Origin of the sequence: Burkholderia singularis, assembly GCF_001718875.1 — a bacterium.
In the GTDB taxonomy this organism is placed as follows: Bacteria; Pseudomonadota; Gammaproteobacteria; order Burkholderiales; family Burkholderiaceae; genus Burkholderia; species Burkholderia singularis.
Genome location: NZ_CP013449.1, coordinates 694,691 through 717,325, shown reverse-complemented (window position 1 = coordinate 717,325; position 22,635 = coordinate 694,691). Strand labels below are relative to the sequence as shown.

Sequence of the window (22,635 nt, the reverse complement as noted above, 5' to 3'; positions counted from 1 at the left end):
CGGTTCAGTGATCTCTCGCAAGGCGTACCCCCGTGAATTGCCAGCGCGCGGCCGGCGCGAAAAAGTTGCGGTATGTCGCACGCGCATGGCCCGGCGGCGTCGCGATGCTGCTGCCGCGCAGCACCTGCTGCCCGACCATGAACTTGCCGTTGTATTCGGCCGCGATGCCCGCCAGCGGCTTGAAGCCCGGATACGGCTCATATGACGAGCGCGTCCATTGCCACACGTGCCCGGTCATCTGTTCGATGCCTGGCGCGTCGAATGCCGCCTCCCATTCGAATTCAGTCGGCAGCCGCGCGCCTGCCCATTGCGCATACGCGGCCGCTTCGTAGAAGCTCAGATGCGACACCGGCGCGTCATGCGCGAGCGGCCGCAGGCCGTCGAGCCCGAACTCGCGCCAGCCGAGCCCCTCGCACGCGTCCGCCGCGATCCAGTACAGCGGCGCCTTCCATGCGTCGCGCTGAACCAGCGCCCAGCCATCGGAGAGCCAAAGCTCCGCGCGAGCATAGCCGCCGTCCTCGATGAATGCCGCGTACTCGCCGTTCGTCACGGGCCGCTCGGCAATCTCGTATGGCTGCAGAATCACCGCATGGCGCGGCCGTTCGTTGTCGAACGAAAAGCCGCGGCTGTCATGGCCGATTTCGACGATGCCTCCCGGCCGCACGATCCAGCGCGCCGCGCGGCTCGCGCGCGCGGGCGCATCGGCGGGCACGGTGCCGGCGTCGCTGCGGTACGCGGGCAATAGCGGGTTAAGCGAAAATGCGTGAAGGATATCGGTCAGCATCAGTTCTTGATGCTGCTGCTCGTGGTGCAGACCGAGCGTGATCTCCGGCTCGAGCGCGAACAGCGACGACGCGTCGGCGGTGCGCAACAACTCGAGCAGTGCGGCGTCGACGTAGCGGCGATAGCGGTGCACGTCGTCGAGCGACGGGCGCGACAACAGCCCGCGCTGCGGCCTCGCGTGACGCGGGCCGAGTGCTTCGTAATACGAATTGAAAAGATAGGGATAGCGCGCATCGAACAGCTTGTAGCCGCGCGCATGGCGCGCCAGGATCACAGTCTCGAAAAACCACGTCGTATGCGCGAGATGCCATTTCGTCGGACTTGCGTCTGGCATCGACTGCAACGACTGATCCTCGGCCGACAGCGGCCTGGCCAGCTCGACGCTATACCGGCGCACATCGGCGAAGTCACGCTCGAGGCGGCGCGCGACGTCGCGCGCCGGTTCTTCATGGTTCGTCATTGCGTTGCGTCCCGACAGGATGATCCGGCTCATGCACTGCACCGGCCAATGCGCTCAACGGAAAACATCTCAAAGAGAATAGGACATACCTGTGACATCGCCATGCCGCACGTGCAATCGGCACGTCTGACGCGGTGCGCGCCGGACGCCAGGGTGGCCGATGCGCGTCAGCCGATCGCGATCGAATCGACCCGGTCGGGATAGAACGCGAGATGGCCGGCGATCTGCTTGACGGCGTCGTGCGGTAATTCGTATGACCACACGGCGTCGACGCGCCTCCCGTCGCCATCGTCGACGCTGTAGTACGACGCGCTGCCCTTGTACGGGCAATAGCTCGCATGCGCGCTGCGCGCGAGCCGCGTCATGTCGACATCGTCGCGCGGAATGTATTGCACGGGCGGATACGCCGCCTCGCGCAGCGTCAACGCGTTGCGCGTATCGGCGAGCGGACGGCCGTTCACGGTGACGACAACCCGTGCGCCCGTTGCTTCGATCGTGATCGGATGATCCGGGCCGGGAATCTTGACGGCAAGGGTGTGCTCAGACATGACAACGCCTCCGGTTGCGAAACTCGTCGGACTTCGGCGTCATCGTATCCTGCTATGGCGCGCTCTGCGACAGGCCAGCCGCGAATTCCGATGCCGGAACCTTCGAACCATCGCCGGCACATTAACCGTTAGCTGCAGCGCGAGTGCCCGTAAAGAATTTACGTCAATTTTTACTAAAAAATCGATAAATACGTTAAATACAACCATACACATCAACATATCATAGCGCGTAACACTGGCTATCTCGCTTCATACGGAAAATACGCATCTCGGGCACGTGCCGGTGCTTTGGCAGCGCAATGCTGCCATGCACCTGCGGTTCGTTGCCGCTTTTTTCTCTGTTTCGTCCATTCGCAGACATTTCCATGCCCCGTCCCATCGCCGCCCGCATCCATCCCAACGCGATCGCGCACAACCTCGCGCTCGTCCGCCAGAAAGCCCCCGCGTCGCGCGTGTGGGCGGTCGTCAAGGCAAACGCATATGGTCATGGCATCGAGCGCGTCTATCCGGCGCTTGATGCCGCCGATGGAATCGCACTGCTTGATCTCGACGAAGCGGTACGGGTGCGGGAACTCGGCTGGACGAAGCCCGTTCTGCTGCTCGAAGGAATTTTCGATGCGACGGATATCGAGATCGCCGACCGTTATCGCCTAACGGTTGCCGTGCACGGCCACGATCAATTGAACATGTTGACGGCGGCCAAGCCGAGCCGGCCGATCGACATCCAACTCAAGATGAATTCCGGAATGAACCGGCTCGGCTTCCGGCCTGACGCGTTCCGCGCCGCATGGGAGCGCGCGGCGGCTGCACCGTCGATCGGCAAGATCGCGCTGATGACGCATTTCGCGAACGCCGACGAAGGCGAGATCGACTGGCAAATACGCCTGTTCGATGCGGCGACAGCCGGCCTGCCCGGCGAGCGCACGCTGTCGAATTCGGCCGCGGTGCTGTGGCATCCGCGCGCGCATCGCGACTGGGTGCGCCCCGGCACGATTCTGTATGGCGCATCGCCCACGGGCGCGGTTCGCGATATCACCGACGTACCGCTGCGCGCGGCGATGACCATCACAAGCCGCATCATCGGCGTGCAAACTGTCACGGCAGGCGAAACGGTCGGCTATGGCCGCCGCTTCACCGCCGAGCGCGAGATGCGCATCGGCGTCGTCGCTTGCGGCTACGCGGACGGGTATCCACGGCACGCGCCGACGGGTACGCCGATTGCTGTCGACGGCGTGCGCACGCAGGTGGTTGGGCGCGTTTCGATGGACATGCTGACCGTCGACCTGACGCCGTGCCCGACGGCCGGCGTCGGCTCGGCGGTCGAGCTGTGGGGCACGCAGGTTCGCGTCGACGAGGTGGCCGAAGCGGCGGGCACGATCGGCTACGAGCTGATGTGCGCGCTCGCGCGGCGGGTGCCGGTCGGAGTCGACCCGCTGGACGCAACCGCGCACCAACTAATCTGCGGCACGCGCACCGGAAGTTTCGGCCGATAGCCGCGACATCGCCGCGGCGCGCACCCGCTCGCACCGGCAAAGCGCGGCGTCAAACCTGGCCGGGCGGCCTCGGCGGGCCACGCCGAGCGCTTACCGGCGCGGCGTCGAACATGCGGGCATCGGCGCACAATGCCGCGACACAATCGCGGCGGCCCGGCCTTGGTTAATCGAAAGCCCGCTTCGGCGCATGCCGGCCGACGGCCTACCGCGTTCCGCCGCGGCCGCGAACCGTCACGAGCGCGCTCGCACATGCCAGCTCGCGGGCCGCTTCTCCAGAAATGCATCGATGCCCTCGCTCGTGTCCGCCTCCATCATATTGCGCGCCATCACGTCGGCCGCATACGCGTAAGCGTCGGCGAGCGGCATCTGCCGCTGCCGGTGGAACATCGCCTTGCCGTAGCGCACCGCTGCCGGACACTTCGACACGATCCGCTCGACCGTGCGCGCGACGGCCGCATCGAGCGCCTCCGCCGGCACCGCCTCGTTGACGAGCCCCCAGTCGCACGCCGTCGCGGCATCGATGAAGCGGCCGGTGACCAGCATGTCGAACGCGCGCTTCGCGCATACGTTACGGCTCAACGCAACGGCGGGCGTCGAGCAGAACAGCCCAACGTCGATGCCGGACACCGCGAAGCGGGCAGTATTGGCCGCTATCGCCAGATCGCACGACGCGACGAGCTGGCAACCCGCCGCCGTCGCCACCCCGTGCACGCGCGCGACCACCGGCACGGGCAACGCCTGAATCGCCTGCATCACGCGGCTGCACCGGCCGAACAGGTCGCGGTAATACTCGATATCCGGACGGCCGCGCATCTCGCGCAGATCATGCCCGGCGCAAAACGCGCGGCCCTGCGCAGCCAGCACGACGCAGCGCACGTGCGGATCGTCGGCCAGCGCGGCAAGTTCGTGCAGCAGCGCATCGATCAGCGCGTCCGACAGCGCGTTGAATTGAGCCGGCCGGTTCAGTCGCAGCGTCGTGACGCCGTCGGCGTCGTCGCGCACGAGCGGCGGCAGCGACGGCGGTGAGTTGGGCGTGTCCATGTCGTCCTCCTGGATGGAATGTATGTTCGTTGCCAGACAGATACGGGCCGATATGCGCCGATAACGGCCCATACGGGCAACAATTCCGCCCGGCGTCCTGCCACTGGCAAATGGTATCCGGATGAAGCGAACCGCTGTGCGTCAAGCAAAAAATGGTCATGCATGGGCGAGCGCGGCGAAAAACCGACATCGTCGAACCGCGATCGACGCCGCCATGGACATCGCCCGTCAAACCTGTATATTCATACAGTCGGCAGCGATGGCGCAAAACGCGCCACCCATGCGAAAATCGCGTGCCGCGCGGCAGCCGCAAGCCGGCGGCCGCGCGAAAACAAGCCGATCGACACTGCCTGGACATCGCACGTGCCACGGAGAAGAGATAGTGAAACTGGTTGGATACGGATTGCTGCTGTTCACTTTCACGTCCTCGACGTTCGCGGGCGAGCACTATGTCGAGATCTGGAACCCACCCGAAGCGCGCGCGGGCGTAACGCACCATGAGCCCGCCGCCCCCGCCGCGCCGGCTGCGCAGAAGCCCGCCTTGAAGCGCAAGCGCGCCGCACCGCACGTCGTCGACGCGCATATCCGCCGCCCCTCGGTGCCGACGGTCGCGCGGATCGCGCCTAAACCGCGTGGGCTCGACGGCGCGTCGCCGCGCGCGACGCCCGCGCCTTCGTCCCCCGAAATTCCGCGTTTATTCACGCCGGATGGCAACGTCCTGCGGGTCGGTGCCCGCGGCTATCGTGCAGGCGTGGTGCGCTGAGCGCACCGCGTGCACGCTCGCGCATCGCATCCCGCATATTGCTGCGCGCGCATCCGTGCTGCCGCGCTTTGATGCACCGTCTCGACGCACTCGCGTGAAAATCCCGCCCGCGTCGCAATTGCCGCTATAAAACACCGCCGACGCGTCGCCGCAAGCAAAAACAGCCGGTTCGAACGAACCGGCTGCCAAACCGTCGAGCCGCCAGCACACGACTCACGCCGCACACTGGCAAGTCCCGCGCATCAGAAACGGTGAATCAGACCGACACCCAGGCCCACCTGGCTGCGCGACGTCGCCGGAGACGAATTGAAGCCGTCGCCGATCGATGCGGTCGCGTTGATGATCTTGCCGTTGGCCAGCGTCTTGCCGCTTGCGCGCTGATAGGCCTCGAGCGCGTAGAGGGCCGTGCGCTTGGACAAGCTGTAGTACTGCGACAGCGTGAACTGGTGATATTGCGCGGCGCTCGTGATGCCGTTCGACTGAGTCGCCCGCGTGTAGCTGTAGCCGCCCGCGAAATCCCAGGTTGCGGAAGGTTTGAAGTGCAGCACCGCGCCGGCGGTATTGAAGATCGCCGTGTTGCGGAATCCCGATTTCACACCGGGGATATATTGGACGTTCGAGTACGACACCGATACGTCCCATGCCGACGAGAACTGGTAACCCGCCGTCACCGCCACGCGCTGCTGTGCCTGCGCGGTCTTGTAGCCGTTGTTGATCGCCGACACGGCTGCCTGCGCGCCGCCATTCGACGTCGTCGAATACGGGCCCCAATCGCCGCCGCCCGACGTCGAGTTGTTCACCCGCTGGAACGCCGCGGCGATGCCGACCGGACCGTTCAGGTACTGGATGCCCGCGCTCCACGTCGAGCCGGCGTTCACGCTGCCCGGCTCGCCGCCGAACGCATACGAGCCGCCGACCTTGAAGCCGTAGAACGTCGGCGACATATAAACGAGCGAGTTGTTCGCGCGGTAGCTGGTGTCGAGCGAGTCGATATCGCCCGGATGCGCGCCGAAATAGCCGGTAAGCCAGTTCGTCGGGCTGTACGGCGACAGCAGCGTGTAGTACGCGGTGTACTGACGGCCGGCCGTCAGCGTACCGTAGGCCGGGTTGGTCAAGCCGACCCAGGCTTGGCGCGTGAAAATCCCGCCTGCGAATTGCGACGTGCCGTTAGCGGTATTGAAGCCTGCCTCGAGCTGGAAGATCGCTTTCGAGCCGCCGCCCAGATCCTCACTGCCCTTCAGGCCGAAGCGGCTGCCCGCCCATACGCCCGTCGACATCTTGACGGCCGAGCGGCCCCCCGTCGTCGAGCCAAGCGAGCCGCTGCTGTTCTGATATGCAATGCCGTTGTCGACGATGCCGTACAACGTCACGCTGCTCTGGGCATGCGCCGTGGCAACGGCCGCCAGTCCGACGGTCGTCATCGCGACCGCTACACGCTTTTTCATTGAATCCCCATCCTCAAGAAATTTTTCTCGTATGACGCCGGGCACTCATGGCTTGCCCATGCGGCCGCCATTCTCACCGATTCATTTTTTCTGTAAAACGGAGAATAAAAAGGCGTCGGGTCCGCGCAACGCGGGAATTCATTAACCAGTTAGTTTTTTATGCCGGCCCAGCAAGGATTTCACGGCACCCGCGCCTTTTTTTGGAACCGGTTCCTGTTAAACCGGGATTTACCCGGATTTACATTCAAACAATCCCTCCACATGCCTTCCAGAATGCTTTCGCACAACAGTGCGATACCCAGCGCGTCATCCCAAGCGGCTCGCCGCAGGCGTCGAAGCGATACGAGCCTTCGCGGCCGGGCAAACCATTAAACACGGATTGCCGATCGAAATGCACCCGCAGCGCCATGGGTGCGAGCGGATCGTATCGATCGAAAGTTGGCAGCCGCCCGTGCGTGGTGCCGGTCGATTCCGTCATGCCGGCCTAAAGGCATGATGATGAAACTAGTTTACTTTCGAAACCGAACATAAACAGTTACAGTTTACGAGTTGTCATTGCCAATTCGCCTATCAATGGAGATTCTCATGGCTCAACCCGTAGTGCTCATCACCGGCGCATTGACCGGCATCGGCCGCGCGGCCGCTCTCGCATTCGCCCGCGAATCCAGCAGCATCGTCGTCAGCGGACGCCACGACGATAAAGGTCAAGCGCTCGTGCAAACGTTACGCGAGCTGGGCGCGCAAGCCGAATTCGTGCGCGCCGACGTAAGCGTCGAGGACGACGTGCGCCGCCTCGTCGAGCGCACTGTCGAACGCTTCGGCCGGTTGGACGTCGCCGTCAACAACGCAGGCACCGAAGGCATGGTCGCGCCCATCGTCGAGCAAACCGTCGACAACTACAACAACACGCTGGGCGCATCCGCGCTCGGCACGCTGCTGTCTCTCAAATACGAGCTGCGCGTGATGCTCGCGCAACGCGGCGGCTCGATCATCAATTTGTCGTCGATCGCCGGGCGGGTGGGCTTCGCTGGCGCGTCGGTGTACGTCGCGAGCAAGCATGCGGTCGAAGGGCTAACGAAGAGCGCCGCGCTCGAAGGCGCGCAAGCGGGCGTGCGCGTCAACGCCGTCGCGCCGGGCCCCATCCAGACGGAAATGCTCGAGCGCTTCTCCGGGAGAAACGCCGATGCGAAAGCGAGCTTCCTGTCGGCCGTACCCGCGAAGCGGGCCGGCACGACCGACGAGGTCGTCGAAACCATCCTGTTCCTCGCGAGTGACCGCGCGCGTTATCTGACCGGGCAGAGCATCGTCGTCGATGGCGGATATACCGCGCAATAAACCGACTTGGCCGAACGAAGTTCGGCGCCGCGGCGCCCGTGCCGATTGCCGGCGCGGGCGCGCGATGCTCGTCTAAAACGCGATCGCCGGATTTCCGATCGGCAATGCGGCAGCCGCCCGGGCCTTGAGACAAACCACGAAAGTCCGCAGCGGGAAGGCAGTGCAGCCGTTCAGCCAATACAATATCCGCCATTACGCCGGTTACGACCGAGCCCGCCCACTCCGTTCACTTTTTCCGCCCCATGCCAGTCATCAGCGATCTTCTCGTCTATCCGATCAAATCCTGCCGCGGCATCGCCGTCACGCATGCGCGCCTGCTCGACACCGGCCTCGAATACGATCGAAACTGGATGGTGACGGACCCGACAGGCGCAATGCTCACGCAGCGCACTCACCCGAAGCTCGCGCTCGTGCACACCGCGATCGGAGAGCACGATCTCGTGCTCTGCGCGCCGGGAATGCCCGAACTGCGCACACCGCTCGCCGTTGTGGCGCTCCAGCCGCACGCCACGGCGATCGCGGCGACGGTTTGGCGCGATACCGTCCATGCGCTCGACACCGGCGAGCATACCGCTCGCTGGTTCACCGAATTCCTGCAAACCCCCGCGCGCCTCGTGCGCTTCGCGCCTGGCACGCGCCGCGTGGTCGATTCGAAATGGACGGGGCAACGAGTAGCGCATACGCATTTCGCGGACGGCTTCCCGCTGCTCGTCCTCGGCCAAGCATCGCTCGACGAACTGAACAAGCGCCTGCGCGACAAGGGCGCGCCCGAAGTACCGATGGACCGCTTCCGGCCGAACCTTGTGCTGACAGGGCTCGACGCCCATGAAGAAGACTATGTCGATTCGCTCGACGTGGAGACCGAAGGCGCCCGCGTGCGCATCAATCTTGTGAAGCTATGCACACGCTGCCCGGTGCCGACGATCGACCAGCGCACCGGTATGCCGGCCCCCGAGTGGCCGCACGAACCGCTCGACACGATGAGCGCTTATCGCAGCAATGCCCGGCTCAACGGCGCGCTCACGTTCGGCAAGAACGGCATCGTCGTCAACGGCGCCGGTGCATCGCTCGCGCTCGGGCAAGCAGTCGAAGCGGAAATCGGCTTCGGCGATTGAGCAAGCCGACTTGATTGAGTTTGGCCTGATGCCGGCGGCTGCGCGCGCGGCGGACTGCGCGCGCCCAGCGGCACGCAGGCGGCGCGCGTGCGCGGCATCGCGCACGCGCGCTTGCTCAATGCTCCGATTCGACAATCAGTACGTCGCCGCGCCGCCCGCCGGCGCGCGCTCGTGCGCCCCGCGGCCAAAGTGCGCGGCAAGCTGTTCTGCACCGCGTGCGAGTAACGTCGTATCGACGCCAACCGCCACGAATGTCGCGCCCGCATCGAGATAGCGGCGCGCGGCGGCCGGATCGGCGGAAAGAATGCCGGCCGCCTTGCCTGTCGCGACGATCGCCGCGATCGCGCGATCGATCGCCGCTTGCACGTCCGGATGCCCGGGGTTGCCGAGATGCCCGAGGTCGGCAGCCAGATCGGCCGGGCCGATGAACACGCCGTCGACGCCTTCGACGCGCGCGATCGCATCGATCGCGTCCACCGCCGCGCGCGTCTCGGCTTGCACGAGCAGCGCGATCTCATCGTTCGCGCGCTGCAAATAGTCGTCGATGCGATTCCAGCGCGACGCGCGCGCCAGCGCGCTGCCCACGCCGCGCACGCCGCGCGGCGGATAACGGGTGGCTGCAACGGCCGCGCTCGCTTCTGCGGCGCTCTGCACCATCGGCACGAGCAGCGTCTGTGCGCCGAGATCCAACACCTGCTTGATGACGACCGCGTCGTTCCATGGCACGCGCACGACGGGATGCGACGGATACGGCGCAATCGCCTGCAATTGCGCAAGTATCGTCGGCACCGTGTTCGGCGCATGCTCACCGTCGATCAGCAGCCAATCGAATCCGGCGCCCGCGACAAGCTCCGCGCTATAGGGATTCGCAAGCCCGAGCCATAGCCCGATCTGCGCGGTGCCGCGTGCGAGCGCCGCCTTGAACGAATTATCAGGTGTACACATCATCATTGCGTTCATCACTCGAAATGACAATGAACCGCACCGAGCGGGCCGTAATCGACACTGAACGTATCGCCGCTTTTCGCCGCGCACGGCCGCGTAAACGAACCGCCCAGAATGATCTCGCCGGCACCGAGCGTTACGCCGAAGCGCGCCAGCCGATTCGCGAGCCACACGACGCCATTTGCCGGATGATTCAGCACGCCGGCGGCGACGCCCGTTTCCTCGACCACCCCGTTGCGCGACATGATCGCCGCGACCCAACGCAAGTCGATGTCCGTAGGCCGCACCGGCCGGCCGCCGATCACCACGCCCGCGTTCGCCGCGTTGTCAGCGATCGTGTCGAACACCTTGCGCGGGCGCTTGGTATCCGGGTCGATCGACTGGCTGCGCGCGTCGATGATCTCAAGCGCGGGCACCACATAATCGACGGCATCGTAGACGTCCAGCAGCGTGCAGCCCGGCCCGCTCAGCGGCTTGCCGAGCACGAACGCGAGTTCCACCTCGACACGCGGCACGATGAAGCGCTGCGTTGGAATCGTCGCGCCGTCGTCGAAAAACATATCGTCGAGGAGCGTGCCGAAATCCGGCTCGTCGATCTGCGACGACGCCTGCATCGCCTTCGACGTCAAGCCGATCTTATGCCCTTTCAGAACGCGGCCCTCGGCGAGCTTGATGTCGACCCACGTGCGTTGAATCGCATACGCGTCGTCGATCGTGATATCCGGATGATCGAGCGAAATCTGGCGGATTTGCTTGCGCTCGCGCTCCGCCGTGTGCAACTTGCGCGCGAGAAGATCGATGGTAGTTAAATCCAGCATGGTCGTCATGATCGCCGATCACCGTCACGCATCGCGCTTATAGCGCGCGTGAATGTTGTTGTGCTTGTAGGTGCCCGCGTCGCTGAACTCGTTCACCTCCATCGACAACGCCAGCGGGCGGCTTGCGTACAGCTGCACAAAATGGGCCTTGATTGCGTCGAACAACGCGTCGCAAGCCCGTTTCTTCGTCGCCTCGTCGCGGCCCGAGCCGAATTTGAACGTCACATGGACGAACGCGTCGTCGGCAGTGCCGTCGGCGATGCAGTAATCCTGCAACTCGATCGCGCGCGAGCGGATACCGCCTATCGGGAACACGCCGTCCTGCGCGATCAGCGTATCGTTGATCGTCTTGAGCAGCACCGGAATCCGGGCGGCTTCGCGGATGTTCGCGGTGTATTCGACGATGATGTGCGGCATGGAAATTCTCCGTATTCCGAACGGTTTTTCGTTGTAGAGGCGAGAGCGCGGCCCGTGTCACGGCAGCGGGAAAATCGCGTTGATCTGGCCCGTGCCGGAGCTTGCGAAATAATCGGTGACGGTTTCGATCGGTTTGTCGTAACGATCCCAGCCAAGCAAACCGAGCAGCATCGCGGTATCGTGCATGCCGCCCTCGCCGTGGCAGTGTTCGTTGTATTCGGGCAGCATCTTGCAGAACGTGGCGAAATCGCCCTGCTTCCACAGCTCGACCACGCGCAGATCGACCTGCCGGAAAAACTCCCGGCTGATTTCGTGGATCGAATCTTCCGGGCTGCCGTTGTCGTTGAACCGATGCGATAGCGAGCCGCTTGCGAAGAACGCGACATTCGCATCGCTGGCTTCGATCGCCTCCTTCAGTGCCATGCCGAAACGGCGACTCTCGTCGAGCGAGTGCCACATGCACCAGCCAGCGATCGACACGACCTTGAAATGCTGGTCGGCGTTCATGTAGCGCATCGGCACGAGCGTGCCGTATTCGAGTTCGAGACTATCGATTTCATGCGCGCGCGTGTGAATCCCATGCGCGTTCGCGACCTCTGCGATCAGATGCCCGAGTGCCGGATTGCCCGGATACGCATAACGCATGTCACGAATGAAGTGCGGCAGTTCGTTGCTCGTGTAAATGCCCGAGAAAGACTGGTTACAGTTGACGTGGTAGCCGGCATTGACCAGCCAATGCGTGTCGGCGACGACGATCGTATCGACGCCGAGCGCGCGGCAGCGCTCGCCAATCACCTGATGCCCGCGAATCGCCTCCGCACGGCAGCCATGATGCTTACCCGGCAGCTCGGACAAATACATCGACGGCACGTGAGTGATCTTCGCGGCAAGAGACAACTTTCCCATCGTGAGTCTCCAGCCGCACGTCGGCGCTTCCCGCACCGGCGCGCGGCGTATCTTGATCGCCGGGCGTCACACGCCCCAACGGGGAATGTGATGACTACCCATCGAAATGCAGACATTCTTGATTTCGGCAAACACTTCGAAGCTGTATTCGCCGCCTTCTCGGCCGATGCCCGACTCCTTCACGCCGCCGAATGGCTGGCGCAGATCGCGAACGTTCTGGCTGTTGACGAACACCATCCCCGCCTCGATCCCACGCGCGAGCCGATGCACACGGCTGACGTCCTGCGTCCACAGATACGAAGCAAGGCCGTAATTCGTATCGTTCGCCAAACGCAACCCATCCTCGTCATTATCGAACGGAATCAGGCAGGCGACCGGCCCGAAGATCTCCTCCTGCGCGATACGCATCCGGTTGTCGACATCGGCGAACACGGTCGGCCGAACGAAATTTCCATTCGTCAAATGCTCGGGCAAATGCTCGGGCTTGTCCGCGCCACCCGCGACGAGACGCGCGCCTTCCTCTTCGCCAAGCCGGATGTAGCCCGTCACCTTTTCCCAGTGCGCACGCGTGATCATCGAGCCGAGCTGCGTGCGCTCGTCGGCGGGATCGCCGACGAGCAGGTTACTCGCGCGACGCGCGAATTCGGCAACGAACTTATCGTAAATCGTTCGCTGTACGAAAATCCGCGATCCCGCCGTGCAACGCTCGCCGTTGATCGAAAATATCGTGAACAGCGATGCGTCGAGCGCACGGTCGAAATCGGCATCGTCAAAAATCAGCACGGGCGACTTGCCGCCGAGTTCCATCGAATATTTCTTCAATCCCGCGTTCGCCATGATCCGCTTGCCGGTGACGGTTCCGCCGGTAAACGAAATCGCACGCACGTCCGGGTGCTTGACGAGCGCGTCGCCCGCTGTCGCGCCGTAACCCTGCACGACGTTCAGCACGCCCGGCGGAATGCCGGCTTCGAGCGCCAGACGCCCGAGCTGGTCCGCGGTCAACGGCGAAAGCTCCGACATCTTCAGTACTGCGGTATTGCCGAGCGCGAGACAAGGCGCGGTCTTCCACGTCGCCGTCATGAACGGCACGTTCCAAGGCGAGATCAGCGCACACACGCCAACGGGCCGATACAGCGTGTAATTCAGCATCTGGTCGTCGACCGGATAACTGCGGCCGTTCATCTGCGCACACACTTCGGCGAAAAAATGGAAATTCTCCGACGCACGCGGAATCAACTGCTTCTTCGTCTGCGAGATCGGCAGCCCCGTATCCTGTGTTTCCAATTCGGCAAGCGGCGCAACGTTGCGCTCGATCAACTCGCCGAGCCGGCGCATCAGCTTCGCGCGCTCCTTGACCGGCGTGTTCGCCCACTTCGGAAACGCCTCCTTCGCGGCACGCACAGCTGCGTCGATTTCCTGCGCGCCGCCCGATGCGATATCGGCAATCGGCTCGCCCGTGGCCGGGTTAAACGTTGTAAACGTCTCGCGGCTTTCCACTTCTTTGCCGTCGATCCAATGCTTGATGAAGGTCATGCATCTCTCCTGGTGCGGCAGCGTCAGCCCGCACGGTAATAATCGTCCTCGCTCACGATCGTATTGACGAGCCGGCCGACGCCTTCGATCTCGGTCACGACCTCGTCGCCCGGCTTCGTATCGGCAAGCCCTTGCGGCGTGCCAGTCAGGATCAGGTCGCCAGGCGCGAGCGTCAAAAAGCAGCTCAGATATTCGACTAATGATGCGACGTCGAAAATCATGTCCCGCGTGTTGCCGCGCTGCGTTTCATGGCCATTGACTGTCGTGCGCAGCGTAAGATTCGACGGATCGCCGATCTCGTCGCGGCTCACGAGCCACGGCCCGAGCGGCGTGCAGGTGTCGCGATTTTTCACGCGCAGGTTCGGCCGATAGTAATTCTCGAGATAATCACGAATTGCGTAATCGTTCGCAACCATATAGCCGAGCACGTAATCGAGCGCCTGCGCGCGCTTCACGTTGCGCGCGGCGCGACCGATCACCACCGCAAGCTCGCATTCGTAATGCATGTGCGTCGCATCGGCGGGACGCACTGTCCGCGCGTGATGACCGACAAACGTGTTGGGCCCTTTCAGGAAGACAAGCGGCTCGCTCGGCGCGTTGAACGCGAGTTCCTTCGCGTGATCGGCATAGTTCAGCCCAAGCGCGAACGTTGTGCGCGGCACCAGCGGCGGCAACCATGCGACGTCCGTCTCGTCAAGCACGCGACCGATATCGAGCCTTACACGCCCTTCGCCTGCCGGCTCGGCCGTATGCAACGCGCCATTGAACACCACGCGCGCGGTTTTCATATCGTATCCTCCGCAATCAGCGAGTGGCGCAGCACGCCCAGGCCCGGCGCGGCGATTTCGATCGCGCTGCCGGCCGGTGCGCGCGGCGCGTTCGGCCCGACGCCGACCAGCAGCACATCGCCCGCGTCGAACGACATGAACGACGACACCTCGGCGATCAATTGCGCCACCGGCCGGACCAGGTTCGCGGTGCTCGCGGTATAGCGCGGCACGCCGTCGATGCGCACGGTCACTTCGAGCCTGTCCGGATCGGCAATGCTTGCGCGCGCAACGATTGCCGGGCCGAGCGGACAAAACCCGTCGCGACATTTGAAGCGCACTGCAGGCCGGTAGTAATCGGGAGACGGTACCGATACATCGCTCGCGAGCGTGTAGCCGAGCACATAATCGAGTGCTCGCTCGCACGGCACCCGGGTAGCGCGGCGCGCGAACACGACGCCGAGCGTCGCGCCGATTTCGAGCGCATCGATGCCCGCCGGCACCACAACGGCCGCGCGGTCGGCCGCATGGGTGTTCGCGGGTTTCACATACAGCACGGGCGCGGCCGGCGGCTTGCCGTAGGGCGGCGCATGCACCGCGTCGCCCAACGCGGCGAGCGCGCCGCGATCGTTCAGCAAAGCGCCGTACACGGTGCCCACGCGGACCGCCTCCGCCGCTTCGCCATCGACGATAAAAGGCAACTCCATCCGTTCCTTCCTTTGCCGCGTCGCGCGGCCAAACCTAATTTGTTAATATATTAACTAACTGCCGGCCAACATACAACCACAATAACCCTGATTGGTCGCCTCGGCGATTTCGTCCTGCTAAGATTGTCGGATCAATCGCTTTCCGGATACTTCATGAATCGAACGGTCGATCACCGCAATCTGGCCATGCTGCTGCTCGAAGCTCGTGAAACGCTGATGGGACGGTTCCGGCCGATTCTCAAAGAATTCGCGTTGACGGAGCAGCAATGGCGGATCATCCGCTTGCTGGACGGGGCTCCGAACCAGGAACTCGACGCCGGGCAGATCGCGAAGCGCTGCAGCATTTTAAGCCCGAGCCTCACGGGCGTACTCGAAAGAATGGAGCGCGACGGCCTGATTCGCCGGATGCGCGCGTCCGAGGATCAGCGCCGACTGATGGTCAGCTTGACCCTGCAAAGCCGCCAGCTCGTCAAACAGATCGGCCCGCGCATCGACGAACAATACCGGCTCATCGAAGAACGTTTCGGGGTCGATGCATTAAGCGAAATGTATGCGGCACTCGACAAATTAATCGAGGTCGGCGGCCTGCAATAACCGGCGGCCGCCGTCACGCACGCCGTCAGCGGCCCGTTCTCGGCATCTGCGCGAACACGTCGATGCCGCGCGACGTGCGCATGCACTCGTGTATGTAATCGACGAACGGCAGCGGCTCGAAGTCGATCTCAGCACGGATGCGCGCGTTGTCGAACACGCAGTCGAGATCGGCAAACGCCGCGTAGGACAGCAAGGCCCGCTCGATCACCCGCTCGCGCACCGGATCGCGGCGGCCGAGCACGTCGCGCGCGATCGCACAAAGCTCGGCGTTCGAGCAGAGTGCGTAACGCGATTGGCCTTCGATGCCGGCCGCTTCATCCATTGCCCGCACGATCTGCGTGACGCTCGGCGCTTCGTCGCCTGCCGAGACATGATAGGCGTCGTAAGCCAGCGCCGGTTTCAGCGCAAGCAGCATCAGCGCGCGTGCGCAGTCGTCGACCGCGATGACGTCGACGCGCGTCATCGGCCGCGCGGTGAAGCGGCGCACCGCGTGTACGATCCGGAACATCCAGAACGTGCTGGCCGACGGCCGCGTGCCAAGCAGCGTATGACCGACGACACAGGAAGGCCGCGCGACGACGAGCGGCAGCCCCAGCGCGCGCAAGCCCGTTTCCGCATCGCGCTTGCCGCGCGCATATGGCATCGCGTCGATGTCTCGATCGCGCGATGCAAAAGCGGCGGCGTCCTCACGAATCGCGCCGCGCTCGCGCGCGCCGGTTGCGAACGCTGCGCCCACATGCACGAAGCGCTTCAGCCGCCGGCTGCCGACGAAACGGCTCGCGAAGCGCAACGTTGCGTCGCGGTTCGTCGCATTGACGACGGGCGCTGCGGAGAACGACGCAATCCCCGCGCAATGAATCACGTGCGACGCCGCCGACAAACGCGCCGCGTCGGCATCGTCGAACTCGCCTTCGAGCGCGCCCGCGATCACGTTCGCCTCGCTCAGGCGCTCGGCCCAGTACGGCGCGAGGCCGCTTCTGAGTGCCGCCGCGCGCAGCCGCGTCAGCGCATGCGCACGGTTGCAGGCGCGAACCACGCAGACCACCCGGTCGATCAACCCGGCATTGATCAGCGAAACCAGCACCGAGCCGCCGATGAACCCTGTCGCTCCCGTCAGCACGAGACGCTCGACGTGCGCGGCCGCGGCAGGCACGCTCGCCGGCGACATGAGGCCGGTCTGCCAAGTAAACGATAAGGCCCGTTTCCAGATCAACACGATAGTCTCCGTTTTTCCGCGAATTCAGCATCAAAAGCGATAACTCACCGACGACAGTCCGAAGTAATTGCTCTTGGCCTGCACGATCGGGCTGTTGCCGTAGCTGCCCAGCAGACGCGACACGCCGAGCGTCGTCTCCACCGACCAATGACGCGAGAATGTGTAGGTCCAGGCGAGCGCCATCGACGCACTGTCGATACCGCCTTTCGTCGAGTACGGCCGAAAGCGGCTTGCCGCCGACTGCGCGTCGGTCACGCCATAAAACGTCTGCATATAGCGGCCGGAGCCCGCATGCACGGACCCGGTCACGACGACTGCGTGACGCCCGGCGCTAAATACCGGCACGGCGAGATCGACATGCCCGGACAAGCCGCGCGCCGTATGGGTGACCGGCGTATCGAGCGTCACGCTCAACACGCTGTTGCCATACAATTTCATGCCCGCCTGCACCGCGATGATCACCGAGCCCGGTACGCTTCCCATGCCCTTCAGATAGTCCGATCCCGAGCGGCCGAAGCGGTTTTCGTCGATGCGGCCCTCGTCATAGCTGAGCGCCGCGGCAACAAACGTGTCGCCCGGCAGATTCAACCTGTAGCCGACGCCGTCGAGCGGGCCGATGAACCAGCCGTTGTCGAACGTCGCGGAAAACGACGGTGCGAACACGCCGCGGTATTGATTGCTGCCCGCATAGCGCGGCGCAAAACCGCCGCCGAGCGAAACCGTATAGACATTTTCCGCATGAGAAGCCGCAGCGGTTATCAAGCCGACGAGCGGCACGCAATACTGGAAAAACCGTAGAGGATGAAGGAACAGGCGCACGATATTGGCACGAGGGTCAAGAAGCTCGCAGTCTATGAGCATGCGTCTGACGATTCTGTCCCGAATGTTTCGGGAATATGTGCGTATTTGTGTTCGATTGTCGGTAATTGTGACGCCCTCGCTGCACGGATATACGCACGGCTAGAATTCGCGGGTCCCGCATATGCCGGCCGGGCGCATGCGGCGCAAATATAACGAGGAGATCATGAAAGACGTGCCGCTCAGATATCGCGTGCTGCTAGTCGAAGACGATGACAGGCTCGCGCAACTGATCCGCGAATACCTTGACAGCTACGAGTTCTCCGTGACAATCGTCCGGCGCGGCGATCTCGCCGTTGCCGCCGCGCGCGAGCATCAGCCCGCACTCGTGATTCTCGATTTGATGCTGCCGCATCTCGATGGGATGGAAGTGTGCCGTCGCATCCGCGCGTTCTCGAACGTGCCGGTGCTGATCCTGACCGCGCGCGCGGATGCATATGATCAGATCGCCGGCCTCGAAACCGGCGCCGACGACTACGTGACGAAACCGATCGAACCACGCGTGCTCGTCGCACGCGCCCGCGCGCTGCTGCGCCGCGCGCAGCCCGGCCCCGTCGCCGACGTGCAGACGAGCCAGACGCTATCGTTCGGTCAACTGACCATCTCCCCGCCGAACCGCACTGTCGCGTGGCGCGGCGAACTCGTCGATCTGAAAACGGCCGAATTCAACTTGCTGTTGATCCTCGCGCGCGCGGCAGGCACCGTGCTCAGCCGCGACGATATCCTGAAGCAATTGCGCGGCATCGAGTTCGACGGCCTCGACCGCTCGGTCGACTCAGGCATCTCGAAGCTAAGGCGCCGCTTCGAGGACGATTCGTCCGAACCGCATCGGATCAAGACGATCTGGGGACGCGGCTACCTGTTCAGCCCGTCGGCATGGGACGATTGAATGCTGCGCTCGCTAATCAAACTGTACCTGTTCGTGATCGCATGCTTCGCCGCATCGGTCGTGTTCATCAACACGTCTTTCGACCGCTTCTTCTATGAGCGGCTCGCAACCGCGCAACGCGCGTCGCTGACCACCTACGCGTTCGTGCTCAACGACTATCTCGAACGTCATCCGGGCGCGCAGCGCGAACTCGCACTGCGCGAGCTTGCATTGCACGGCAACGAAGGATTCAATTTCATTTCGATGAATGCCGCGCGCCGCGCGCTGTACGGCACGCCGCTGCACGACCTCGAGCGCGGCGACATCGCAATCAGCTATGACGGCAAGGATTACTACATGCCGCTCGCCGACGGCTCCGTATTGCATGCGCGGCCGGTCCAGCCGGCAAATCTCGACATCCAAATCTACGCATACCTGACCGTTTCGTTCGCGATGCTGCTCGCGATCGTGCTATGGGTGCACTACCACTGGCGCGACTTGCGCAAGCTGCAAGCGGCCGCGCGCACGTTCGGCCGAGGGCGGCTGGCGACGCGCGTGCGCTTGTCGCGCAAATCGAACATCTACGAGCTGTCGCAGCAGTTCAACGATATGGCGCAACGTATCGAAACGTCGATTCAGCAGCAACGCGAGATGATGCACAGCATCTCGCACGAGCTGAAAACGCCGCTCGCAAGGCTCGAATTCGGCCTTGCACTGCTCGCCGAACCGGATGCGCCCGTCCGCATACGCGAGCGACAGGATGCGCTGCGCCGCGACGTGCGCGAGTTGGACGATCTCGTCACCGAACTGCTGACGATCGGCCGGCTGGAACAACGCGAAGCGCATCTCGCACTGATGCGAGTGACGGTGGCCGAGCTGATCGATAGCGTCGCGGCTAATGTCGCGAACGATATCGCCGATCGCCGGCTCACGTTCGATGTCTCGACGCACGGTGCGCGCGCGAGCCATATCTGCGATCCGAAGCTCGTCGCGCGTGCCCTGCTGAATCTGATCCGCAACGGCATGCGCTATGCGTCGACGACAATCTCGCTAAGCGCATCGCACAATGAAGCAGGGGCGCTCGTGCTGGCGGTTGAAGACGACGGCCCCGGCATCGCGCCCGCCGATCGCGACCGCGTGTTCGAGCCGTTCTGCCGGCTCGACTCAAGCCGAGACCGGCAGACGGGCGGATTCGGGCTTGGCCTGACGATCGTCCGGCACGTCGCGCTCGCCCACGGCGGCGAAGCACGGCTTGACGACGCGTCGACACGCGGCGCCCGCTTCGTCATCACGCTGCCGGTACTCGAATTGCCGGCTCGCGGCCAAAACGCGCCGAGCATGGTGACGTGATGCGTGCGCGGCTGTCCGCAACCGGCCGGCGGCGGACAGCCGCGCTCACTCCGCTGGTGGGATCCACTTCGCCGTTGCCGCGTCACTGTCACGGAACGCTGGATATTTCGCGCTCAGTTCGCCGACTGTGCGGATACGATTACGAATCAGGTCGTCCCGCGTAATCAACGCCGGCTTCACGACAATATGCCGCCCGGGATCCTGCCCTGCGACGAGCAGCGCCGCCGCCCGCACCGACACCGCGCCGACCACGGCCGGATTGGTTGCGGCGGTCGCCACCCATGCGCTGCCCGGCGCACGGATCGCCTCGATATCGGCCGTGGAGATGTCCGCGCTGTAGATCTTCACTCGCGAGCCGAGCTTCGCTTCGTTCGCGGCAATCAGTGCGCCACGCGCAAACTCGTCATATGGGGCGAATACCACCCGGATATCCGGATGCGCGCGATACGCGGCAGCCGCCTGGTTCGCGACCGACTGCGCAATCGGAGCATCGACCGTTCCCCAGCGCGCCTTCTCCTGGATGCCCGGCCGGGCACGCTTGAACTCACGCCAAACCGCGTCGCGCCGGTCAAGCGGAGCGAAGCCCGCGACGTACACGTAACCCGCCGCAAATGACGGCCCATTGTCCTTTACCGCCTGCTCCAGCACGAGCGTCGCGATATCGCGGTCGCTCTGCTCGATCTGCGGCACTTTCGGATGATTCAGGTCGACGTCGAACGCGACGACCTTTATGCCTTTGTCGAGCGCGCGCTGAACGACGTCCGTCAGTGCTTCCGGCAGCCCATGATTGACGATGATCGCCGCGACGCCGAGGCTGATTGCTTGTTGAATCTGCTCGCGCTGCTCGGCCGCGTCCTGCCGGCCTTCGTAGATGCGCAGATCCACGCCGAGCGCCCTGGCTTGCCGCTGCGCGCCGGCCTCGTATGCTTGAAAGAAATCGCCCGTCGACAAGTAGTTGACGAGCGCGATCTTCACGCCGGCCTTATCGAACGGCGGCGGCGCATCCTTAGGCGGCGCGGCGCATGCGCCCGAGACCGGCAATATCAAGGATAACGAAACGGCGCACGCGATCCGGCACAGCCCCCGCAGCGGCACACGCATGGCAACTCCTATCAGTATAAGCAGGTGGATGGGGCTCGCCTCGATTCGGCAAGCGAATGATGCGTTAGTGCACCGGTCGATGAATCAGCCAAGCGACGAGCCGGGCATTCATCGCGCGCGGCAAGCAGCTTGCATTGCGCCGCCCTGCCGCTCAACCAATTCGCCATCAGCGCGTGAGCGCATACTCGGTCGGCACGCGATAGCGTGCTCCGGGATGCGGCGCTGCAAGACGCGGCCCTGCGCCATGCAATTTTTCGCGCAGCGTGCCCGGCGCGTACTCGGTCTTGTAGACGCCTCGCCGTTGCAGCTCCGGCACGACAAGCTCGACAACGTCAATGAACGTTTCCGGCGTCACCGCATAAGCAAGATTGAAACCGTCGACGTCGGTCTCGTCGACCCAGGACTGCAAATCGTCGGCAATCTCGCGCGGGTCGCCGACCGACACCGGACCGAGCCCGCCAATGCCTCCCCACTTCGCAATTTCGCGAACCGTCCATACGCGTGTCGGGTCGGCGCTTGACAGCGCCTCGACGGCCGACTGGATCGCATTGCTCTCGACGTGCGTGAGCGGCTCGTCGAGCCCGTGCTTCGACAGATCGATGCCGGTCCACCCGGACATCAGCGCAAGCGCCCCCTCGTCACTCGCATAGCGCCGGTAATCAGCGTGCTTCGTGTGTGCATCAGCCGACGTGCGGCCGGTTATCACCGTATGTAGATTAAAAATCAGCACGTCACGCGGATTTCGGCCGTATTTGCGCACGCGCTCGCGAATGTCCGCAACGAACGCCTTCAGGATCGTGCGCGACGGTGCCGCGACGAAAATGCATTCCGCATGCTGCGCGGCGAAATCCTTGCCGCGCTTGGACGCACCGGCTTGATACAGCACCGGTGTGCGCTGCGGTGACGGCTCGCACAAATGGATGCCTGGCACGTCGAAATGCTTGCCGTGATGGCCGATTGCGTGCACCTTCGACGGCTCCGCGAACACATGCCGAACCGCGTCGCGCACCACCGCATCGTCCTCCCACGAACCCTCCCACAGTTTGTAGCAAACTTCGAGATACTCGTCGGCGAGCGCGTAACGGTCGTCGTGATCGGTCTGGCGCGGCAGGCCCAGATTGCGCGCGGCGCTGTCGAGATACGATGTGACGACATTCCAGCCAACGCGCCCGTTCGTCAGATGATCGAGCGTCGACATCCGCCGTGCGAACGGATACGGATGTTCATATGACAGCGAGCACGTGATACCGAAACCGAGATGCTGCGTGACGGCGGCCATCGCGGACACGAGCAGGATCGGATCATTCACGGGCACCTGCGCGCCTTGCCTGATCGCGGCTTCACCGCTGTGTTGATAAACATCGTAGATACCGAGCACGTCGGCAATAAACAGGCCGTCGAACTTGCCGCGTTCGAGCAATCGAGCAAGCTCGGTCCAGTAACCGATCTGACGATAACGCCACGATTGGTCGCGCGGATGCGCCCACAATCCAGGCGATTGGTGTCCGACGCAATTCATGTCGAAGGCATTGAAACGGATTTGACGAGTCATGACGGCTAAGCACTCCGGAC

Annotated in this window: 22 protein-coding genes; 7 read left to right on the top strand and 15 right to left on the bottom strand. The window is 63.8% G+C overall.

All coding sequences use genetic code 11. The features are described from left to right. Window positions 1-4 precede the first annotated feature (4 nt). Complete coding sequence (gene egtB, locus AQ611_RS19115) at window positions 5-1,243, bottom strand: ergothioneine biosynthesis protein EgtB (protein ID WP_069236399.1); 1,239 nt, start codon at window positions 1,241-1,243, stop codon at window positions 5-7. A gap of 167 nt (window positions 1,244-1,410) precedes the next feature. After that, entirely contained in the window at window positions 1,411-1,791 is a 381-nt protein-coding gene (locus tag AQ611_RS19110; protein WP_059514630.1) for a DUF427 domain-containing protein, read from the bottom strand. A 365-nt stretch (window positions 1,792-2,156) separates the two neighbouring features. On the opposite strand from AQ611_RS19110, the gene alr reads away from it, so the two are divergent. Next, entirely contained in the window at window positions 2,157-3,284 is a 1,128-nt protein-coding gene (gene alr, locus AQ611_RS19105) for an alanine racemase (RefSeq protein ID WP_069235686.1), read from the top strand. A 231-nt stretch (window positions 3,285-3,515) separates the two neighbouring features. Here the strand turns inward: alr and AQ611_RS19100 are convergent, their stop codons facing one another. Continuing rightward, entirely contained in the window at window positions 3,516-4,325 is an 810-nt protein-coding gene (locus tag AQ611_RS19100; RefSeq protein ID WP_069235685.1) for an enoyl-CoA hydratase, read from the bottom strand. Between the two features lie 382 nt (window positions 4,326-4,707). On the opposite strand from AQ611_RS19100, the gene AQ611_RS19095 reads away from it, so the two are divergent. Next, the gene (locus AQ611_RS19095; protein ID WP_231936069.1) at window positions 4,708-5,088 is read left to right on the top strand and encodes a hypothetical protein; all 381 of its coding nucleotides are present in this window, start codon (window positions 4,708-4,710) and stop codon (window positions 5,086-5,088) included. A gap of 242 nt (window positions 5,089-5,330) precedes the next feature. On the opposite strand, the gene AQ611_RS19090 is transcribed toward AQ611_RS19095, so the two are convergent. After that, window positions 5,331-6,533 carry a porin gene (locus AQ611_RS19090; RefSeq protein ID WP_069235683.1) on the bottom strand — a complete coding sequence of 401 codons (1,203 nt, stop codon included), beginning with the start codon at window positions 6,531-6,533 and terminating at the stop codon, window positions 5,331-5,333. Window positions 6,534-7,118: 585 nt separating this feature from the next. On the opposite strand from AQ611_RS19090, the gene AQ611_RS19080 reads away from it, so the two are divergent. Together AQ611_RS19080 and AQ611_RS19075 are read left to right on the top strand one after the other, a co-directional pair. Continuing rightward, entirely contained in the window at window positions 7,119-7,868 is a 750-nt protein-coding gene (locus AQ611_RS19080) for an SDR family NAD(P)-dependent oxidoreductase (RefSeq protein ID WP_059515472.1), read from the top strand. A 242-nt stretch (window positions 7,869-8,110) separates the two neighbouring features. Further along, window positions 8,111-8,983, top strand: a complete 873-nt coding sequence (locus tag AQ611_RS19075; protein WP_069235682.1) for an MOSC domain-containing protein — start codon at window positions 8,111-8,113, stop codon at window positions 8,981-8,983. A gap of 135 nt (window positions 8,984-9,118) precedes the next feature. On the opposite strand, the gene hpaI is transcribed toward AQ611_RS19075, so the two are convergent. From hpaI to AQ611_RS19040, 7 genes are all read right to left on the bottom strand, one after another. Continuing rightward, window positions 9,119-9,928, bottom strand: a complete 810-nt coding sequence (gene hpaI, locus AQ611_RS19070; protein ID WP_069236398.1) for a 4-hydroxy-2-oxoheptanedioate aldolase — start codon at window positions 9,926-9,928, stop codon at window positions 9,119-9,121. 14 nt (window positions 9,929-9,942) lie between these two features. Then, window positions 9,943-10,746, bottom strand: coding sequence for a 2-oxo-hept-4-ene-1,7-dioate hydratase (gene hpaH / locus AQ611_RS19065; RefSeq protein ID WP_059515476.1), 804 nt, complete (start codon window positions 10,744-10,746; stop codon window positions 9,943-9,945). Between the two features lie 24 nt (window positions 10,747-10,770). Next, on the bottom strand, window positions 10,771-11,163 hold the full coding sequence (locus AQ611_RS19060) for a 5-carboxymethyl-2-hydroxymuconate Delta-isomerase (protein WP_069235681.1): 393 nt from the start codon (window positions 11,161-11,163) through the stop codon (window positions 10,771-10,773). Window positions 11,164-11,220: 57 nt separating this feature from the next. Then, complete coding sequence (hpaD, locus tag AQ611_RS19055) at window positions 11,221-12,069, bottom strand: 3,4-dihydroxyphenylacetate 2,3-dioxygenase (protein WP_069235680.1); 849 nt, start codon at window positions 12,067-12,069, stop codon at window positions 11,221-11,223. Window positions 12,070-12,135: 66 nt separating this feature from the next. Beyond that, complete coding sequence (gene hpaE, locus AQ611_RS19050) at window positions 12,136-13,602, bottom strand: 5-carboxymethyl-2-hydroxymuconate semialdehyde dehydrogenase (RefSeq protein WP_059514654.1); 1,467 nt, start codon at window positions 13,600-13,602, stop codon at window positions 12,136-12,138. 23 nt (window positions 13,603-13,625) lie between these two features. Further along, window positions 13,626-14,390: a fumarylacetoacetate hydrolase family protein gene (locus AQ611_RS19045; protein ID WP_069235679.1), complete on the bottom strand. Its 765-nt coding sequence runs from the start codon at window positions 14,388-14,390 to the stop codon at window positions 13,626-13,628. Then, window positions 14,387-15,076 (bottom strand): fumarylacetoacetate hydrolase family protein, encoded by a 690-nt coding sequence (locus AQ611_RS19040; RefSeq protein WP_059514658.1) that lies wholly within the window; start codon window positions 15,074-15,076, stop codon window positions 14,387-14,389. Before AQ611_RS19040 ends, AQ611_RS19045 begins: the two co-directional genes overlap by 4 nt. 153 nt (window positions 15,077-15,229) lie before the next feature. Here AQ611_RS19040 and hpaR point away from each other — a divergent pair, with 153 nt between their 5' ends. Then, window positions 15,230-15,670, top strand: a complete 441-nt coding sequence (gene hpaR, locus AQ611_RS19035; RefSeq protein ID WP_059514668.1) for a homoprotocatechuate degradation operon regulator HpaR — start codon at window positions 15,230-15,232, stop codon at window positions 15,668-15,670. A 25-nt stretch (window positions 15,671-15,695) separates the two neighbouring features. Here hpaR and AQ611_RS19030 read toward each other — a convergent pair whose 3' ends face one another. Together AQ611_RS19030 and AQ611_RS19025 are read right to left on the bottom strand one after the other, a co-directional pair. Beyond that, window positions 15,696-16,886, bottom strand: a complete 1,191-nt coding sequence (locus AQ611_RS19030; RefSeq protein WP_059514670.1) for an SDR family oxidoreductase — start codon at window positions 16,884-16,886, stop codon at window positions 15,696-15,698. Between the two features lie 30 nt (window positions 16,887-16,916). Beyond that, a complete protein-coding gene (locus AQ611_RS19025; RefSeq protein ID WP_069235678.1) occupies window positions 16,917-17,663 on the bottom strand; it encodes a MipA/OmpV family protein in 747 nt (248 codons plus the stop codon). A 247-nt stretch (window positions 17,664-17,910) separates the two neighbouring features. Between AQ611_RS19025 and AQ611_RS19020 the strand changes: the two genes are divergently transcribed. Together AQ611_RS19020 and AQ611_RS19015 are read left to right on the top strand one after the other, a co-directional pair. Next, window positions 17,911-18,633 carry a response regulator gene (locus AQ611_RS19020; RefSeq protein WP_059515478.1) on the top strand — a complete coding sequence of 241 codons (723 nt, stop codon included), beginning with the start codon at window positions 17,911-17,913 and terminating at the stop codon, window positions 18,631-18,633. Next, window positions 18,634-19,962 (top strand): ATP-binding protein, encoded by a 1,329-nt coding sequence (locus tag AQ611_RS19015; RefSeq protein ID WP_069235677.1) that lies wholly within the window; start codon window positions 18,634-18,636, stop codon window positions 19,960-19,962. Window positions 19,963-20,007: 45 nt separating this feature from the next. Here the strand turns inward: AQ611_RS19015 and AQ611_RS19010 are convergent, their stop codons facing one another. Beyond that, window positions 20,008-21,063 (bottom strand): substrate-binding domain-containing protein, encoded by a 1,056-nt coding sequence (locus tag AQ611_RS19010; protein ID WP_069235676.1) that lies wholly within the window; start codon window positions 21,061-21,063, stop codon window positions 20,008-20,010. A gap of 166 nt (window positions 21,064-21,229) precedes the next feature. Continuing rightward, entirely contained in the window at window positions 21,230-22,615 is a 1,386-nt protein-coding gene (locus AQ611_RS19005) for an LLM class flavin-dependent oxidoreductase (protein WP_069235675.1), read from the bottom strand. Window positions 22,616-22,635: the final 20 nt, after the last annotated feature.

Excerpts from the sequence above, each read along its gene's own strand:
- hpaH (WP_059515476.1), bottom strand. The coding sequence starts at position 10,746 with ATGCTGGATTTAACTACCATCGATCTTCTCGCGCGCAAGTTGCACACG.
- AQ611_RS19100 (WP_069235685.1), bottom strand. The coding sequence starts at position 4,325 with ATGGACACGCCCAACTCACCGCCGTCGCTGCCGCCGCTCGTGCGCGAC.
- AQ611_RS19020 (WP_059515478.1), top strand. The coding sequence starts at position 17,911 with ATGAAAGACGTGCCGCTCAGATATCGCGTGCTGCTAGTCGAAGACGAT.
- AQ611_RS19005 (WP_069235675.1), bottom strand. The coding sequence starts at position 22,615 with ATGACTCGTCAAATCCGTTTCAATGCCTTCGACATGAATTGCGTCGGA.
- AQ611_RS19075 (WP_069235682.1), top strand. The coding sequence starts at position 8,111 with ATGCCAGTCATCAGCGATCTTCTCGTCTATCCGATCAAATCCTGCCGC.
- egtB (WP_069236399.1), bottom strand. The coding sequence starts at position 1,243 with ATGACGAACCATGAAGAACCGGCGCGCGACGTCGCGCGCCGCCTCGAG.
- hpaR (WP_059514668.1), top strand. The coding sequence starts at position 15,230 with ATGAATCGAACGGTCGATCACCGCAATCTGGCCATGCTGCTGCTCGAA.
- AQ611_RS19040 (WP_059514658.1), bottom strand. The coding sequence starts at position 15,076 with ATGGAGTTGCCTTTTATCGTCGATGGCGAAGCGGCGGAGGCGGTCCGC.
- AQ611_RS19045 (WP_069235679.1), bottom strand. The coding sequence starts at position 14,390 with ATGAAAACCGCGCGCGTGGTGTTCAATGGCGCGTTGCATACGGCCGAG.
- hpaE (WP_059514654.1), bottom strand. The coding sequence starts at position 13,602 with ATGACCTTCATCAAGCATTGGATCGACGGCAAAGAAGTGGAAAGCCGC.
- hpaD (WP_069235680.1), bottom strand. The coding sequence starts at position 12,069 with ATGGGAAAGTTGTCTCTTGCCGCGAAGATCACTCACGTGCCGTCGATG.
- AQ611_RS19090 (WP_069235683.1), bottom strand. The coding sequence starts at position 6,533 with ATGAAAAAGCGTGTAGCGGTCGCGATGACGACCGTCGGACTGGCGGCC.
- hpaI (WP_069236398.1), bottom strand. The coding sequence starts at position 9,928 with ATGTGTACACCTGATAATTCGTTCAAGGCGGCGCTCGCACGCGGCACC.
- AQ611_RS19060 (WP_069235681.1), bottom strand. The coding sequence starts at position 11,163 with ATGCCGCACATCATCGTCGAATACACCGCGAACATCCGCGAAGCCGCC.
- AQ611_RS19010 (WP_069235676.1), bottom strand. The coding sequence starts at position 21,063 with ATGCGTGTGCCGCTGCGGGGGCTGTGCCGGATCGCGTGCGCCGTTTCG.
- alr (WP_069235686.1), top strand. The coding sequence starts at position 2,157 with ATGCCCCGTCCCATCGCCGCCCGCATCCATCCCAACGCGATCGCGCAC.
- AQ611_RS19080 (WP_059515472.1), top strand. The coding sequence starts at position 7,119 with ATGGCTCAACCCGTAGTGCTCATCACCGGCGCATTGACCGGCATCGGC.
- AQ611_RS19110 (WP_059514630.1), bottom strand. The coding sequence starts at position 1,791 with ATGTCTGAGCACACCCTTGCCGTCAAGATTCCCGGCCCGGATCATCCG.
- AQ611_RS19015 (WP_069235677.1), top strand. The coding sequence starts at position 18,634 with ATGCTGCGCTCGCTAATCAAACTGTACCTGTTCGTGATCGCATGCTTC.